We start from the raw sequence: 13,614 nt of genomic DNA on the forward strand, positions 1-13,614 counted from the left end.
ATGGGGCTAACGGCACACTGGAGAGTTCGGTTGGCGAAAAGCAGATCCGTGCGGGTCGGACCGGTCACGTTTTCCAATGACGCACCCTTCGCGCTGATCGCGGGACCGTGCGCCATCGAGGGCCGCGATCATGCGATGAATATCGCCGCGGAACTGGTCGCCATCACCGGCGAGCTGGGCATTCCTCTCGTTTACAAGTCCTCTTTCGACAAGGCCAACCGCTCGTCGGTGTCGGGCGGCCGGGGCGCCGGCATCAACGAAGGCCTGCAGATTCTTTCCGACGTGCGCGAAAAATTCGGCTGCCCGGTGATCACGGATATCCATGAGCGCCAGCAGGCGGCGATCGTCGCTGAGGCGGTCGATATCCTGCAGATACCGGCCTATCTTTGCCGCCAGACGGACCTGCTGCTCGCCGCCGGCGAGACCGGCAAGGCCGTCAATGTCAAAAAGGGCCAGTTCCTGGCGCCCTGGGACATGAAGAACGTGGCGGAAAAGATCGCCGCGACCGGCAATGACAACATTCTTCTGTGCGAGCGTGGCACCAGCTTCGGCTACAATGCGCTGGTCACCGATTTCCGCGGCCTGCCGACCTTGGCCGAAACGGGCTATCCGGTCGTTTTCGACGCCACCCACTCGGTGCAGCAGCCGGGCGGCAAAGGCACCTCGTCCGGCGGGCAGCGCGAATTCGCACCGGTGCTGGCAAGGGCGGCGCTGGCCGTCGGCTGCGCGTCCCTCTTCATCGAAACCCATGACAATCCGGAAACGGCTCCGTCCGACGGGCCCAACATGATCCCGCTGGATGAAATGAAGGCGCTGCTGGCGCGCCTCAAGGCCTTCGATGCGGTCGCAAAGGACCAGGGAAGCTAGATGTCTCCGGAACGCAATATACGTGCGGAAATCCTCAAGGCGGCGCAGACATCCGCGAACGGCACCGATGCCATCGTCAAGGGGCTCGACGGAGAACTCGGCGACGCCGTGCTTGAAGCCATCGAGCTGATTGCCGGCAAGACCGGCCGCCTGATCGTCACCGGCGTCGGCAAGAGCGGCCATATCGGCGCCAAGGCGGCCGCCACCTTCGCCTCGACGGGAACGCCGGCCCAGTTCGTGCACGCCACCGAGGCGAGCCATGGCGATCTCGGCATGATCACCGCCGAGGACTGCGTGCTGGCCATCTCGAATTCGGGCGAGACAAGGGAACTGTCCGACGTTCTCTATCATGCGCAGCGCGCCGATATTCCGCTGATCGCCGTTACCGCAAGGGCCGACAGCACGCTGGCGCAAAATGCGAGCGTTGCGCTTGTCCTGCCCGGCGTCGAGGAAGCCTGCCCGCTGGGTCTCGCACCGACGACGTCGTCGCTCATGCAGTTGATGGTCTGCGACACGGTCGCCATCGGCCTTCTGGTGCGACGCGGCTTCTCGGAACGCGATTTCCGGCACTTCCACCCGGGCGGCACGCTCGGCGCCAGCCTGACGCTTGTGCGCGATGCCATGCATGCGGGCGACGCACTGCCGGTGGTGCAGTCGGGCACGCTGCTGATCGAAGCCATCGACACCATATCCGCCAAGGGTTTCGGCCTGACCATCGTCGCCGATGCAGGCGGCAAGATGCAGGGCGTCATCACCGATGGCGACCTGCGGCGCAACGCCCATGTCGATGCGGCAACGACAGTGGTCGACAAGGTCATGACGGTCGGCGGCCTGACCGTCGAGCCGGACATGCTGCTTGCCGCGGCCCTGAAAATGATCCAGGACCACCAAGTCGGCGCGCTGGTCGTTGAGGAAGACGGCCAGGCCGTCGGCGTTATCCACGTTCTCGACATGCTGCGCATCGGCGCTGCCTGACCGGATCGGCGCAAGGCGGATTTTTAACCCATGGCCTCACCGAAATTCGAGACGGAATTCGACCCGGCGCACGGTTTAGCCGTCCCGGTCGCGCCCGGCATCCAGAGGGTCACGGCGCCGAATGCCGGTCCCCTCACCTTTCACGGCACCAACAGCTACATTGTCGGCAATGACAGTGTCGCGGTGATCGACCCGGGCCCGGAAATCGAGAGCCACTATCAGGCGCTGAAATCGGCGCTGGATGGCCGCAAGGTTTCCCACATCATGGTCAGCCATACGCACAAGGACCACTCGCCCCTGGCACGGCGGCTTGCGACGGACACCGGCGCGACCATCATAGCGGAAGGAAAGCACCGGCCGGCCAGACCGCTTTACACCGGCGAAATCAACCCGTTACAGGAAAGTTCCGATACGGACTTCGAACCGGATATCGCGGCCTCCGACGGCCAGATAATCGAGGGCGACGGCTGGTCGCTGAGAATGATCAAGACGCCCGGGCACGCGGCGAACCATGCGGCCTTTGCACTCGAGGGCAGCGGCATCGTCTTTTCCGCCGACCATGTGATGGTCTGGGCGACCTCGATCGTGGCGCCGCCCGACGGCTCGATGAGCGACTATATGGCCTCGCTCGACAAGATGCTCGAGCGGGACGACCGGCTCTACCTGCCGGGCCATGGCGGGCCGGTGACCGATCCGGCGAAGTTCGTGCGGGCCCTGCGCACGCACCGCAAGATGCGCGAGGCGGCCGTGCTCGACCGCCTGCAGAAGGGCGACCGGAAGATCGCCGACATGGTCGAGGTGATTTACCGGGACACCGACCCGCGCCTGCACAAGGCGGCGGCCCTGTCGTTGCTCGCGCATCTGGAAGACCTTGTCGGGCGCGGCGATGTCGAAACCGACGGCGCACCGTCCATAGACGGCGTTTACAGGCTGAAATAGCTCAGCGCACCGAAATGCCGACGAGTTCGGTGTCCAGCGCGCGCAAAAACCCGGCAATGATCTGGGCGTTGGTGCCGAGATCGTGCGGGCCGAAGCGCGACTGAGAACGCATGTCGACGAATGTCGTCTCCGCCTCTTCGCTCAGGCGAATGCTGACATCGGAGGTGAAGCCGAAGATCGGCGTGCGCGTCTCGCCCTGAATGACAATCTGTGCCTGTTTCAGGATCACGGGCTCTGCGGCGGCGGCCGGATCGTCGTCGGAGATCAGTTCCGAAAGCCCGATCACACTGTCATCGTCCGGCTCCTCCGCCGGCGCCTCGACTTCGCCGATGGCCTCCGGCGCACCGGCGGCCGGCTCGCGCGCTGTCGGGACCGGGGCCTCCTCGGGCTCGGGCAGCTTTGTCACGGAAATCCTGATGCCCTCGTTCTCGGCAACGAGGCGGACCGCTTCGAGGACACGGTCGAGGGCGCCCTCGTAGCGCCGGCCGGTGACCTGAGGATAGGCCTTCTCCTGGCCCGCATAGGGCGGGACCTGCAGAAACGGGACGTGCGGAAACCATTCCGGGCCATGGGCGACCGGCTCCAGGAAGACAGGCACATCGGACGTGTTGGTGGAGATATCGTAGAGCGGCGGCAGCGTGGCGGCCCGAAACCCGGCTATGCCGGCCGGTATCAGGACAAGCAACGCGTAGAGGCTGCCCTTGGCAGAGGCGCGGCCGCCCTCCGCACCGACCATCCACAGCCGCAGGATGCCGTAGGCCGCCATCAGGAAGGCAAGCAGCGCCAGGCCGGCGCAGATGGTGAAGAGGACCACGAAAATCTCCGTTTCCATGATGCCGAAACGATGCAGGCCGGCCGAAATGGCAAACAGCACAAGCGCGAAAAGGCCCAGCCGGTGCGACCAGAAGGCAGTATGGCAGACCGGGCGTTCGTAACGGATCTTCATTGGCGGACAGATTCGGTGCGCATTTGCCCCAAGCAATAGCGCAAGTCCCAATTTATCGGAATAGCGGCGAGCGCAACAAAATGGACCGGCAGGCGCCGAAATATTGCCGGATGTTCCGATTGGGCGTAAGGATTCGTCCTAGACGAGCAACCTCCCGACAGGACGACGCCCATGCCACCGCTCAGCAATGTGCAACAACGCGACATCGATTCCGTTTTTCATCCCTATACGCCGCTTCACAAGCTGAGCGAGACCGGCACGCTGGTCATCGACCATGGCAAGGGCGTCTTTATCTACGACACGCAGGGCAATGAATATATCGAGGGCATGTCCGGCCTGTGGTGCGCCGGCCTCGGCTTCGGCGACGAGGAGTTGATCGACGCGGCAACCGAACAGCTTCGCGCCCTGCCCTATTATCATCTCTTTGCCGCCCGGGGCACGGAACCGGCGATCGAGCTTGCCGAGAAACTGAAGGAACTGGCGCCGGTGCCGATCTCGAAAGTGTTCTACACCTCGTCCGGTTCGGAGGCGAACGACACGCAGGTCAAGCTTGCATGGTACTACAACAACGCCCTCGGCCGGCCGGAGAAAAAGAAGATCATCTCCCGCCAGAAGGCCTATCACGGGGTGACCATCATGGCCGCCTCGTTGACCGGCCTCGGCCCCAATCACAAGGGCTTCGACCTGCCCGTCGACGGTGTCCTGCATGCCGAGTGCCCGCATTTCTACCGCAATGGCCTGGAAGGCGAAACGGAAGAGGAATTCACAGCCCGCATGGCAAATTCCCTGCGCGCGCTGATCGAGCGCGAGGGGCCGGAGACGATTGCCGCGATGATCGCCGAGCCCGTGATGGGCGCCGGCGGCGTCATCGTGCCGCCGAAGGGTTATTTCCCGGCAATCAAGCCGATCCTCGACGAACACGACATCATGCTGATCGACGACGAGGTCATCAACGGCTTCTGCCGCACCGGCAACTGGTGGGGCGCAGAAACGCATGACATGGTGCCGACGACCATGTCCGTCGCCAAGCAGCTGACATCAGCCTATGCGCCGCTCGGCGCGGTGATGGTGCCGGACGATATCTACCAGGCCTTCGTGGACTACACGTCGCGCCTCGGCACGTTCGGCCACGGCTTCACCTATGGCGGCCATCCGCTGGGCTGCGCGCTCGGCGTCAAGGCGATCGAAATCTATCAGAAGCGCGACATTCTGAGCCATGTGCGCGCGCTCGCACCGTTGTTCGAGCGGCGACTCACCGGGCTCACCGAACACCCGCTGGTCGGCGAAGCACGCTTCTCCGGCCTTGTCGGCGGTCTGGAACTGGTGGCCGACAAGGCGACCAAACGCGCCTTCGACCCGTCCCACGGCGTCGGCGCGAAAGTCTCGTCGCTGATCGAAAAGCGCGGCGCGATCCTGCGCCCGCTTGGCGATACCATCGCCATGTGCCCGCCGATGATCATCAAGGAGGACGAACTCAACGCCCTGTTCGACCGTCTGGAGGGCGCACTGGACGAGGCGGAGGGCTGGGTGGAGAAGGAAGGCCTGCGGGGGTGAATTTGTAACGTTCCCGATCCGTAATCCCGGCAGCAAAGCGCCTTCAGGCTGTTTCGAATGCGCGATTGACCGAGGACATTGAACCCTTATGGAGCAGGCAGTGCAAGCAACGGCGTCAATCGAAGAGAACCCGCAAGACCCGGCGCCGCGAAGCTATCCAAAGATGGTCGAGCTTCTGCGAAGGGGCCGGTGGACATCTTCGGAAATCGGCCCTCTTTCGGCAGCCGAGGTCGAAGCGTGGCTGCTTGACGCGGCCATGGACGAAGATGACTTCCTGCTTCTTTACCAGGGGTTCCTTTGGCGGCTTGTGGCGGCAGGGATCCCGATTGTCAGGGCAAGCCTTCACGTCGGCACGCTGCACCCCCAGCTTTACGGCTACGCCTGGAACTGGAACAGCGACGACGGCCTTTGCGATGAGGTCAAGGTCGATGAATCGGTGCTCTCGACCGATGCCTACCGAAAGAACCCGCTGTTTCGTGTGGTTGAAGGCGGCGAACACATCCGGGTCATGACCGAAACGCTCGATGGAACCGAGAGCGGCCTGTTGAAGGAGCTGAAGGAGATCGGGATCACCGAATATATGGCCCTGCCCCTGAAAGCGCACGGCAAGTTCCACAACGCGGCAACGCTGGCGACACGTGCGGATGGGGGGTTCACCGCCGGACAATTCGATCAAATCGAGCGCCTTCTGCATGTGTTCGCATTGCATGTCGACCGTCACATCGCTGCGAATATTGCTGAAAACATCGTCACCACCTATCTCGGCGCCGAAGCCGGCGGCCAGGTCCTGAGCGGCTCGATCAAGCGCGGCGCGGGCAAGGCGATCGACGCGGTCATCTGGGCATCGGACCTGCGCGGCTTCACCGAGCTTGCCGACACGCTCGACGAGCGGGCACTGACGGAGGTTCTGAACGCCTATTTCGAGCAGGTCGCCGGGGCCGTCATCGACCATGGCGGCGAAGTTCTGAAATTCATCGGCGATGGTCTTCTTGCGGTATTTCCCTTCGATGCATTTGCAACGCATCAGCACGCGGCGGACGCTGCCGTGCAGGCCGCCGAAGCGGCGCTTGCGACCTTGGAACGGCTGAACACCGATGCCGAGGCGCTTCCCGATGTGGCCGGTTGGCGGCCCTTGCGGACCGGCATCGCCCTTCACCGCGGCGAAGTCTTTTTCGGCAATGTCGGGGCGCCGGCGCGACTGGACTTCACAGTCATCGGAATGGCGGTCAATGCGGCCAGCCGCGTCGAGGGGCTTTGCAAATCGACGGGTCATCCCCTGCTTGTCACCGCAGCGGTGTGCGCATTGTCCTCCAGAGACTTCGATTCCCTGGGAGAATTCCAACTGAAGGGTCTGGACGAGCCGGTTTCGGTTTTTGCGCTGCGCGACGCGCCGCAGGGCGGCTGAAAACAACACCAAGGCCGTGAACCCGCCTCCAAATCTGCGGCAGTCTTGCGAATCAAATAAGTGTGTGCTTATATGTTGTCATGATCGAGAACGACCTCTTCAAAGCGCTTGCCGATCCGACCCGCAGGACAATCTTCGAGAAGCTGGCTCATGGCAGCATGAATGCCAGCGACCTGCGCCAAGGCATGACGATCAGCCAGCCGGCAATGTCCCAGCACCTTGCCGTGCTGCGCAAGGCAAGGCTGGTGCGCGAGGAGCGCCAGGGCCGCTTCGTCAACTACCAGGTCGACCCGGAAGGGCTGGCGCTGATCGCCGGATGGCTTGCCAAATACCGCGCCTACTGGCCGGCGCGCATTGATGCACTCAAGGACCTTTTGAAGGACATGGACCAATGAACGATCCGGAAAGCGAAGAAAAGGCGAAGGGGCTGGTCTTCAGCTACACACTCGATGCGCCGCCGGAAAAGGTCTGGCGCGCGATCACCATACCCGAGTACCGCGAGAAATGGCTGCCCGGCAAAGACGTGGCGGATGCCGAGCCGGACATTTCCGAGCCCGACGGGGAAATCCGTTTCCATATGCGCGAGCATGAGCCGCCCTTTCTGAAAAGCGCGGTGACGTTTCGGGTCAGACCCCACCGGAATGGCGGCACGATCTTGCGCATCATTCACGAACTGACAGGCGCTCGGGCGGGCAGGTCAATACCGCAGGCCGCCAACAGCAACGGGCCGTCTCTCATGCTTGCCGCCTGAACACAGGCACCAGACAAAATCGAAACTTCAAGGAGTTCGCCGATGCGCGAAGCGATGCAACTCGTCCCCATGGTCGTTGAACAGTCGAGCCGCGGCGAACGCTCGTTCGACATCCATTCCCGCCTGCTCCGCGAACGGATCATCTTCCTCAATGGCGAGGTCAATGATGACGTCTCCGCGCTGGTTTGCGCCCAATTGCTGCTGCTGGAAGCCGAGAACCCCAAGAAGCCGGTCTTCCTGTACATCAACTCGCCGGGCGGTGTCGTCTCAAGCGGCCTCGCCATGTACGATACGATGCGATACATCCAGCCACCCGTGCATACGCTTTGCATGGGTACGGCCTATTCGATGGGTTCGTTTCTGCTGATGGCCGGGGAAAAGGGCGAAAGGGCCGCGCTGCCGAATGCGAGCATTCTCATCCACCAGCCGTCAGGCGGCTTCAAGGGCCAGGCATCGGACATTCTCATTCACGCCGAGGAAACGCAGCGCACCAAGCGGCGCATGACGCGGTTATATGCCGAACATTGCGGCCGGACCTACGAGGAATTCGAACGCGCACTGGACCGCGACCACTTCATGACGGCCGAACAGGCGCTTGAATGGGGCCTGATCGACCGCATCCTCGGCGAACGCGACATGGCCGCGTGACTTCGGGCACTCGAGCAAGGGCCTGCCGGCGTTTGCCGGCCTGCAAATTTCAGGACTTCTTGGGGGACATGCTTTTCTTGTGGACCGGATCGTAGAAGCCGCCACCCAGATTGTCGTAGCCCCAGTGCATGAACTGCAGCAGAAGCGGTTCCAGCGCCCTGCCCTTCCCGGTCAGTTCGTAGCGATAGCGCACCGGCCGGTCCTGATAGGCCTTGCGTGAAACCAGGCCCCAGTCCATCAGCCGCTTGAGGCGCTGCGACAACTGATTGGTCGGCATGCGCTCTTCGCTGTTCTGCAGCTCCTGAAAGGTGTGCTTGCCGTGCCACATGAGATCGCGGACCACCAGCAGGGTCCACCTGTCGCCCAGGATCTCCAGACTGCGGGCGATGGAGCAGCGCGAGCGAAATTCGTGTGCGGTCTGTGTCATGGTCGGCCTCATAAATTCCGCTCATCTATACCCAAGTAACTTTCGAATTGAAAGTTTGACCTATCTAGTGACTTTCGATATGAAAGTTACTGTGTTCTCTAGAGAGCGGGTTCGATATGCAGGGTATTGGAAACACGCCGCTGATCAAACTGAAGAGGCTGACCGGCCCGGACAGCGCGGACGTCTATGTCAAATGGGAGGGGGCGAACCCCACGGGCAGCATGAAGGACCGCATGGCCCTTTCGATGATCGAGGCCGCAGAGCGGCGCGGCGATCTGAAACCAGGCGGACGGGTCGTGGAGTATACCGGCGGCAGCACCGGCAGTTCACTGGCCATGGTCTGCGCCGTGCGCGGCTATGCGGCCCATTTCGTCACTTCAAACGGATTCTCCGAGGAAAAGCTGCAAACGATGCAGGCCTTCGGAGCAACGCTCGAGATCGTCCATGCGGATGGCGGAAGGCTCACCGCGGATGTGCTTGACCGAATGATTGCCCGGGCGAAGGCGTTGTGCTGCGAGCCGAGCACCTTCTGGCCCGACCAGGTCAACAATATGGACAACAAGCGCGGCTATCACGGGATGGCCCGCGAGATCCTGTCGCAACTGGACGGACCGCCGGACGAATTCGTGATGGCGGCCGGCGGCGGGGGCTGCATATCCGGCAACGCGGAAATATTGAAGGAACACAATCCCGATACGCGGGTCGTGGCGGTGGAACCCTATTACGTGCGCAACGTGTCGGGCGGAAACACCGGCGGCACCCACAAGCTGGAAGGCATTGGCCTGTCTTTTGTGCCACGCATCATGCGCAGGGATCTGATCGACGATGTCATTGCGGTCAGGGACGAGGACGCCTATTCGGGTGCACGGCTGCTGGCGCGCCGGGAAGGCCTGATCGGCGGCATCACCTCGGGCGCCAATGTCTGGGCCGCGCTGCGGCGCGCCAGGGAACTCGGACCGGGAAAGACGATCGTCACGGTCATCATCGACAGCGGATTGCGCTATCTCAACAGCGATCTCTACCGAGCAAGCGACTGAGGGCTGCTGATCCGCTCGCTGCGCCGGGGCGGTTTCGATTCCAAGGTCGCGCACAAACGATTGGCGAGCATGCAAGTATGTCGCATTTGGAAGTACGCTTATCCGGATTCGGGTCTATTTGCTGTTCATCGAGGCGTAAAAACCATAGGTCCAAGCCTCTGGTCCACGTTCAGGTAGCCTGTGGCGATGTCTGGAGGCAAAATTGACAAAGCGAGGCCGATGCCTGTGCGGGAGAACAGGCTGGGAATTTGAAGGCGCAATCACTTGGGCCTGCTACTGCCATTGCGATGATTGCCGCCGCAACTGCGCCGCGCCTGTGGTCGCGTGGCTTGGCGTGCCGGTGCGGAACTTCCGGTGGCTGGGCGATGCGCCGAAAACGCTTGAGAGTTCCAAGGGCGTAAAACGGCACTTTTGCGAAACCTGCGGTTCTCCGATGGGATTTGAAGCCGAGCACTATCCGGGCGGCATGCATCTTTATGCCGCGTCCCTTGAAAACCCCGAGGACTTCGAGCCCACCTTCCACGTCAATTACGAAAGCAAGCTTCCCTGGCTTCAGATGAATGACGATCTTCCGAAATATGAAGGCACCCTGCTCAACGCACCGGACGATCTCAGGGATTACGGATCGCAATAGCGCCTGCGGGCAATAAGATAAGCCGCTTTAGCCGAGTTGCGCGGCGCTCAGGTAAAACGGGGATTGCACCCGGCAATTCATCCGCGGATCGCTAGTCCTTCTTGCGGAACGCACGGACCTCTTCCGCCAATTCATCCCGTTCTTCGCATCCCTGCGGGCAAAGCTCCCGCAGCCTTTGAAGATTGCCCTCGGCAGAGGCGATGTCACCGGTCAACAGGAACAGTTCGCCCTGATATTCCAACGCTCCCAGATGATCCGGCTTCAGATCGAGCGCTTTGGCATAGGCCTGCGCGCTTTCTTCCAGCTTGCCGCGGTTGCGTTGACTGTAGCCGATCAGGTTCCACACATCCGCATTGTCAGGGCTTACTTCGGCGGCATCAGCAAGGACAGCCATTGCGAGGTCGAACCTGCCCTGTTTTATGTAGGTATGCGCTTCATCCAGAAGGATTCCGGCCGCTTCGTCCGGCGTGTGGCTCCAGTGATCCTCGGCCGGCGCTGTAACGGCGACCGTCGGCAAAAGAAGCAAGAAGAAAATGACCGCAATGAAGCGTCCTGAAAGACCGTGCATATCCCATAGCCCGAACTGCGTTTGAAGCGCGCTGCCAGAACCATTGTACAATCAGAATGTGTCAGGCACGTTCTCGCTCGAACGTTCGGCCGGCTACGAATCCCGCCCTACCCATCCAGCGCCGCCTGGGCTGCCGCCAGCCGAGCGATCGGCACGCGGAAGGGGGAGCAGGAGACATAGTCGAGGCCGATCTTCTCGCAGAAATGGATCGACAGCGGATCGCCGCCATGTTCGCCGCAAATGCCGAGCTTGATCTCGGGACGCGCCTCGCGGCCCTTGTTCGAGGCAATCGCGATCAGTTCGCCGACGCCGTCGAGATCCAGCGAAATGAACGGGTCCTGTTCGATGATGCCCTTCTTCTGGTAGGTGCCGAGGAAGGCGGCCGCATCGTCGCGCGATATGCCGAAGGTCGTCTGCGTGAGGTCATTCGTTCCGAAGGAGAAAAACTCCGCCTCCTCGGCGATCCGATGCGCGCGTATGGCGGCACGCGGCAATTCGATCATGGTGCCGACGAGATAGTCGATCTTCTGACCGGCCTCCTGCATGACCTCGCCCGCGACCGCATCGATCCGTCCCTTGACGAAGCGCAGTTCCTCGCGAAGGCTGACAAGCGGCACCATGATTTCCGGCACCACATGCTCGCCGGTGTCCTCGCCTGCCTGGATCGCCGCCTCGAAGATGGCACGGGCCTGCATCTCGGCGATTTCGGGATAGGAAATCGCCAGCCGGCAGCCGCGATGGCCGAGCATCGGGTTGAACTCGTGCAACGCCTCGGTGCGCTCGCGCAGCTGGTCTGCCGGCACGCCCATGGCGGCGGCAACCTCGTCGATCTCCTCGTCCGATTTGGGCAGGAACTCGTGCAATGGCGGATCGAGCAGCCGGATCGTCACCGGTGTGCCCTTCATGATCTCGAACAGCTCGGTGAAGTCCGAGCGCTGCATGGGCAAGAGCTTGGCAAGGGCCGAACGGCGCCCGTCTTCAGTATCGGCCAGGATCATCTCGCGCATGGCGACGATACGGTCACCTTCGAAGAACATGTGCTCGGTGCGGCAAAGGCCGATGCCTTCCGCGCCGAAGGACCGTGCCGCGCGCGCATCGGCTGGCGTTTCGGCGTTGGTGCGCACCTTCATGCGCCGCGCCGTGTCGGCCCATTCCATGATGCGGCCGAAATCGCCGGAAAGCTCGGGCTGCAGCATGGCAACCGTGCCCTTGAGCACCTGGCCGGTCGAGCCGTCGACGGTAATCACGTCGCCCTTCTTCAGTGGTCCCGAAACCGTCAGCAGCGTTTCGGTCCGCATATCGACACGCAGGCTGCCGGCGCCCGAAACGCAGGGCGTTCCCATGCCACGGGCCACCACAGCCGCATGGCTGGTCATGCCGCCGCGGGTGGTCAGGATGCCCTCCGCCGCATGCATGCCGTGAATGTCCTCGGGGCTGGTCTCGACGCGCACCAGAATAACTTTGTGGCCCGCCTCCGCCTTGGCGACCGCCTCCTCGGAGGTGAAGACGATTTCCCCGGTCGCTGCGCCCGGCGACGCCGGCAGGCCGCTGCCGATGACATCGCGCACGGCGCGCGGGTCGATGGTCGGGTGAAGCAGCTGATCGAGGGAAGCCGGATCGATGCGCCTGATGGCTTCCTGCGTGGTGATCACGCCGTCATCGGCGAGTTCCACGGCAATCTTCAGCGCCGCCTTGGCGGTGCGCTTGCCGGCGCGGGTCTGCAGCATCCAGAGCTTGCCGCGCTCGACGGTGAATTCGAGGTCCTGCATGTCGCAATAGTGTTTTTCCAGCCGGTCGCAGATGGCGCGGAATTCCTCGAATGCATCCGGCATCAGTTTTTCCAGCGACGGGCGGTCGGAACCCGCTTCCAGCCGCGCCTGCTCGGTCAGGCTCTGGGGCGTGCGGATACCGGCCACCACGTCCTCGCCCTGCGCGTTGACGAGGAATTCGCCGTAAAGCTCGTTGGCGCCGGTGGACGGGTTGCGCGTAAAGGCAACGCCGGTGGCGGACGTATCGCCCAGATTGCCGAAGACCATGGCCTGGACATTGACCGCCGTGCCCCAGTCGGACGGAATGTCGTGAAGCTGGCGGTACGTCACCGCGCGGGCCGTCATCCAGCTTGAAAAAACAGCACTGATCGCGCCCCAGAGCTGCTCGACCGGGTCCTGCGGAAAGGGCTGCTCCAGTTCCTCCTCGATCGTCTGCTTGTAGCGGGCGATGACCGTTTTCCATTCCTCAGCGGACAGGTCGGTGTCGAGCTCGTGGCCGAAACGGGCCTTTTCATCCTCCAGAATGTCCTCAAAGACCTCGTGGTCGAGCCCCATGACGACATCCGCATACATCTGGATGAAGCGGCGGTAACTGTCATAGGCAAAGCGCTCGTCGCCGGCGTCACGGGCCATGGCCTGCACCGACTGGTCATTCAGGCCGAGATTGAGCACCGTGTCCATCATGCCCGGCATCGAGGCGCGGGCGCCTGAGCGCACCGAAAGAAGCAGCGGGCGTTCGGCATCGCCGAAGGTGCGTCCGGTCAACTTGCCGACATGCGCAAGCGCCGAATTCACCTGTTCGGAAAGCTCGTCCGGATAGGCGCGGTCATTTTTGTAGAACCAGCTGCAGACCTCGGTGGAAATCGTCATGCCGGGCGGCACCGGCAGGCCGAGATTGCTCATTTCGGCAAGGTTCGCGCCCTTGCCGCCGAGCAGGTTCCGATCCTGCGCGCTTCCTTCCGCCGTTCCGTCGCCGAACGTGTAGACCCACTTGGTCATTGTTCCTCTCCAACCGGGATGAGCCGCCGGAGTTCTGATAGCCGATCGGCGGGCGAAAAAGCCATAGGACATACGGTCATAGGCACAATATTATC

General features: G+C 62.5%; 14 protein-coding genes. 10 read left to right on the forward strand and 4 right to left on the reverse strand.

Annotation, left to right across the window (positions count from 1 at the left end; genetic code table 11):
• The 3 genes from kdsA to OOZ53_RS05445 are packed head-to-tail and all read left to right on the forward strand — an operon-like array spanning position 1 to position 2,781.
• Complete coding sequence (gene kdsA, locus OOZ53_RS05435) at positions 1-867, forward strand: 3-deoxy-8-phosphooctulonate synthase (RefSeq protein ID WP_425499113.1); 867 nt, start codon at positions 1-3, stop codon at positions 865-867.
• Positions 868-1,842: a KpsF/GutQ family sugar-phosphate isomerase gene (locus OOZ53_RS05440; RefSeq protein ID WP_271088321.1), complete on the forward strand. Its 975-nt coding sequence runs from the start codon at positions 868-870 to the stop codon at positions 1,840-1,842. It abuts the gene before it with no gap.
• Between the two features lie 30 nt (positions 1,843-1,872).
• Positions 1,873-2,781: an MBL fold metallo-hydrolase gene (locus tag OOZ53_RS05445; RefSeq protein WP_271088322.1), complete on the forward strand. Its 909-nt coding sequence runs from the start codon at positions 1,873-1,875 to the stop codon at positions 2,779-2,781.
• Position 2,782: 1 nt separating this feature from the next.
• On the opposite strand, the gene OOZ53_RS05450 is transcribed toward OOZ53_RS05445, so the two are convergent.
• Positions 2,783-3,727, reverse strand: a complete 945-nt coding sequence (locus OOZ53_RS05450; protein ID WP_271088323.1) for a DUF1499 domain-containing protein — start codon at positions 3,725-3,727, stop codon at positions 2,783-2,785.
• Positions 3,728-3,898: 171 nt separating this feature from the next.
• On the opposite strand from OOZ53_RS05450, the gene OOZ53_RS05455 reads away from it, so the two are divergent.
• The 5 genes from OOZ53_RS05455 (at position 3,899) to OOZ53_RS05475 (ending at position 8,085) form a co-directional block, all read left to right on the forward strand.
• Positions 3,899-5,281 (forward strand): aminotransferase, encoded by a 1,383-nt coding sequence (locus OOZ53_RS05455; RefSeq protein ID WP_271088324.1) that lies wholly within the window; start codon positions 3,899-3,901, stop codon positions 5,279-5,281.
• A 100-nt stretch (positions 5,282-5,381) separates the two neighbouring features.
• A complete protein-coding gene (locus tag OOZ53_RS05460) occupies positions 5,382-6,686 on the forward strand; it encodes an adenylate/guanylate cyclase domain-containing protein (protein ID WP_271088325.1) in 1,305 nt (434 codons plus the stop codon).
• 80 nt (positions 6,687-6,766) lie between these two features.
• Positions 6,767-7,081 (forward strand): ArsR/SmtB family transcription factor, encoded by a 315-nt coding sequence (locus OOZ53_RS05465; RefSeq protein ID WP_271088326.1) that lies wholly within the window; start codon positions 6,767-6,769, stop codon positions 7,079-7,081.
• A complete protein-coding gene (locus OOZ53_RS05470) occupies positions 7,078-7,437 on the forward strand; it encodes an SRPBCC family protein (RefSeq protein ID WP_271088327.1) in 360 nt (119 codons plus the stop codon). Before OOZ53_RS05465 ends, OOZ53_RS05470 begins: the two co-directional genes overlap by 4 nt.
• 42 nt (positions 7,438-7,479) lie before the next feature.
• Positions 7,480-8,085 carry an ATP-dependent Clp protease proteolytic subunit gene (locus OOZ53_RS05475; protein ID WP_271088328.1) on the forward strand — a complete coding sequence of 202 codons (606 nt, stop codon included), beginning with the start codon at positions 7,480-7,482 and terminating at the stop codon, positions 8,083-8,085.
• Positions 8,086-8,134: 49 nt separating this feature from the next.
• Here OOZ53_RS05475 and OOZ53_RS05480 read toward each other — a convergent pair whose 3' ends face one another.
• Positions 8,135-8,512, reverse strand: coding sequence for a winged helix-turn-helix transcriptional regulator (locus OOZ53_RS05480; protein WP_271088329.1), 378 nt, complete (start codon positions 8,510-8,512; stop codon positions 8,135-8,137).
• 116 nt (positions 8,513-8,628) lie between these two features.
• Between OOZ53_RS05480 and OOZ53_RS05485 the strand changes: the two genes are divergently transcribed.
• Complete coding sequence (locus OOZ53_RS05485) at positions 8,629-9,549, forward strand: PLP-dependent cysteine synthase family protein (protein WP_271088330.1); 921 nt, start codon at positions 8,629-8,631, stop codon at positions 9,547-9,549.
• Between the two features lie 202 nt (positions 9,550-9,751).
• Entirely contained in the window at positions 9,752-10,183 is a 432-nt protein-coding gene (locus OOZ53_RS05490) for a GFA family protein (RefSeq protein ID WP_271088331.1), read from the forward strand.
• A gap of 91 nt (positions 10,184-10,274) precedes the next feature.
• On the opposite strand, the gene OOZ53_RS05495 is transcribed toward OOZ53_RS05490, so the two are convergent.
• Both OOZ53_RS05495 and ppdK read right to left on the reverse strand, forming a co-directional pair.
• The gene (locus tag OOZ53_RS05495) at positions 10,275-10,751 is read right to left on the reverse strand and encodes a tetratricopeptide repeat protein (protein ID WP_271088332.1); all 477 of its coding nucleotides are present in this window, start codon (positions 10,749-10,751) and stop codon (positions 10,275-10,277) included.
• Between the two features lie 107 nt (positions 10,752-10,858).
• Complete coding sequence (gene ppdK, locus OOZ53_RS05500; RefSeq protein WP_271088334.1) at positions 10,859-13,519, reverse strand: pyruvate, phosphate dikinase; 2,661 nt, start codon at positions 13,517-13,519, stop codon at positions 10,859-10,861.
• Positions 13,520-13,614: the final 95 nt, after the last annotated feature.

The organism is Allohoeflea poritis, assembly GCF_027889715.1.
GTDB lineage: Bacteria > Pseudomonadota > Alphaproteobacteria > Rhizobiales > Rhizobiaceae > Hoeflea_A > Hoeflea_A poritis.

Excerpts from the sequence above, each read along its gene's own strand:
- OOZ53_RS05445 (WP_271088322.1), top strand. The coding sequence starts at position 1,873 with ATGGCCTCACCGAAATTCGAGACGGAATTCGACCCGGCGCACGGTTTA.
- OOZ53_RS05495 (WP_271088332.1), bottom strand. The coding sequence starts at position 10,751 with ATGCACGGTCTTTCAGGACGCTTCATTGCGGTCATTTTCTTCTTGCTT.
- OOZ53_RS05475 (WP_271088328.1), top strand. The coding sequence starts at position 7,480 with ATGCGCGAAGCGATGCAACTCGTCCCCATGGTCGTTGAACAGTCGAGC.
- OOZ53_RS05440 (WP_271088321.1), top strand. The coding sequence starts at position 868 with ATGTCTCCGGAACGCAATATACGTGCGGAAATCCTCAAGGCGGCGCAG.
- OOZ53_RS05465 (WP_271088326.1), top strand. The coding sequence starts at position 6,767 with ATGATCGAGAACGACCTCTTCAAAGCGCTTGCCGATCCGACCCGCAGG.
- kdsA (WP_425499113.1), top strand. The coding sequence starts at position 1 with ATGGGGCTAACGGCACACTGGAGAGTTCGGTTGGCGAAAAGCAGATCC.
- OOZ53_RS05485 (WP_271088330.1), top strand. The coding sequence starts at position 8,629 with ATGCAGGGTATTGGAAACACGCCGCTGATCAAACTGAAGAGGCTGACC.
- OOZ53_RS05450 (WP_271088323.1), bottom strand. The coding sequence starts at position 3,727 with ATGAAGATCCGTTACGAACGCCCGGTCTGCCATACTGCCTTCTGGTCG.
- ppdK (WP_271088334.1), bottom strand. The coding sequence starts at position 13,519 with ATGACCAAGTGGGTCTACACGTTCGGCGACGGAACGGCGGAAGGAAGC.
- OOZ53_RS05470 (WP_271088327.1), top strand. The coding sequence starts at position 7,078 with ATGAACGATCCGGAAAGCGAAGAAAAGGCGAAGGGGCTGGTCTTCAGC.
- OOZ53_RS05480 (WP_271088329.1), bottom strand. The coding sequence starts at position 8,512 with ATGACACAGACCGCACACGAATTTCGCTCGCGCTGCTCCATCGCCCGC.
- OOZ53_RS05455 (WP_271088324.1), top strand. The coding sequence starts at position 3,899 with ATGCCACCGCTCAGCAATGTGCAACAACGCGACATCGATTCCGTTTTT.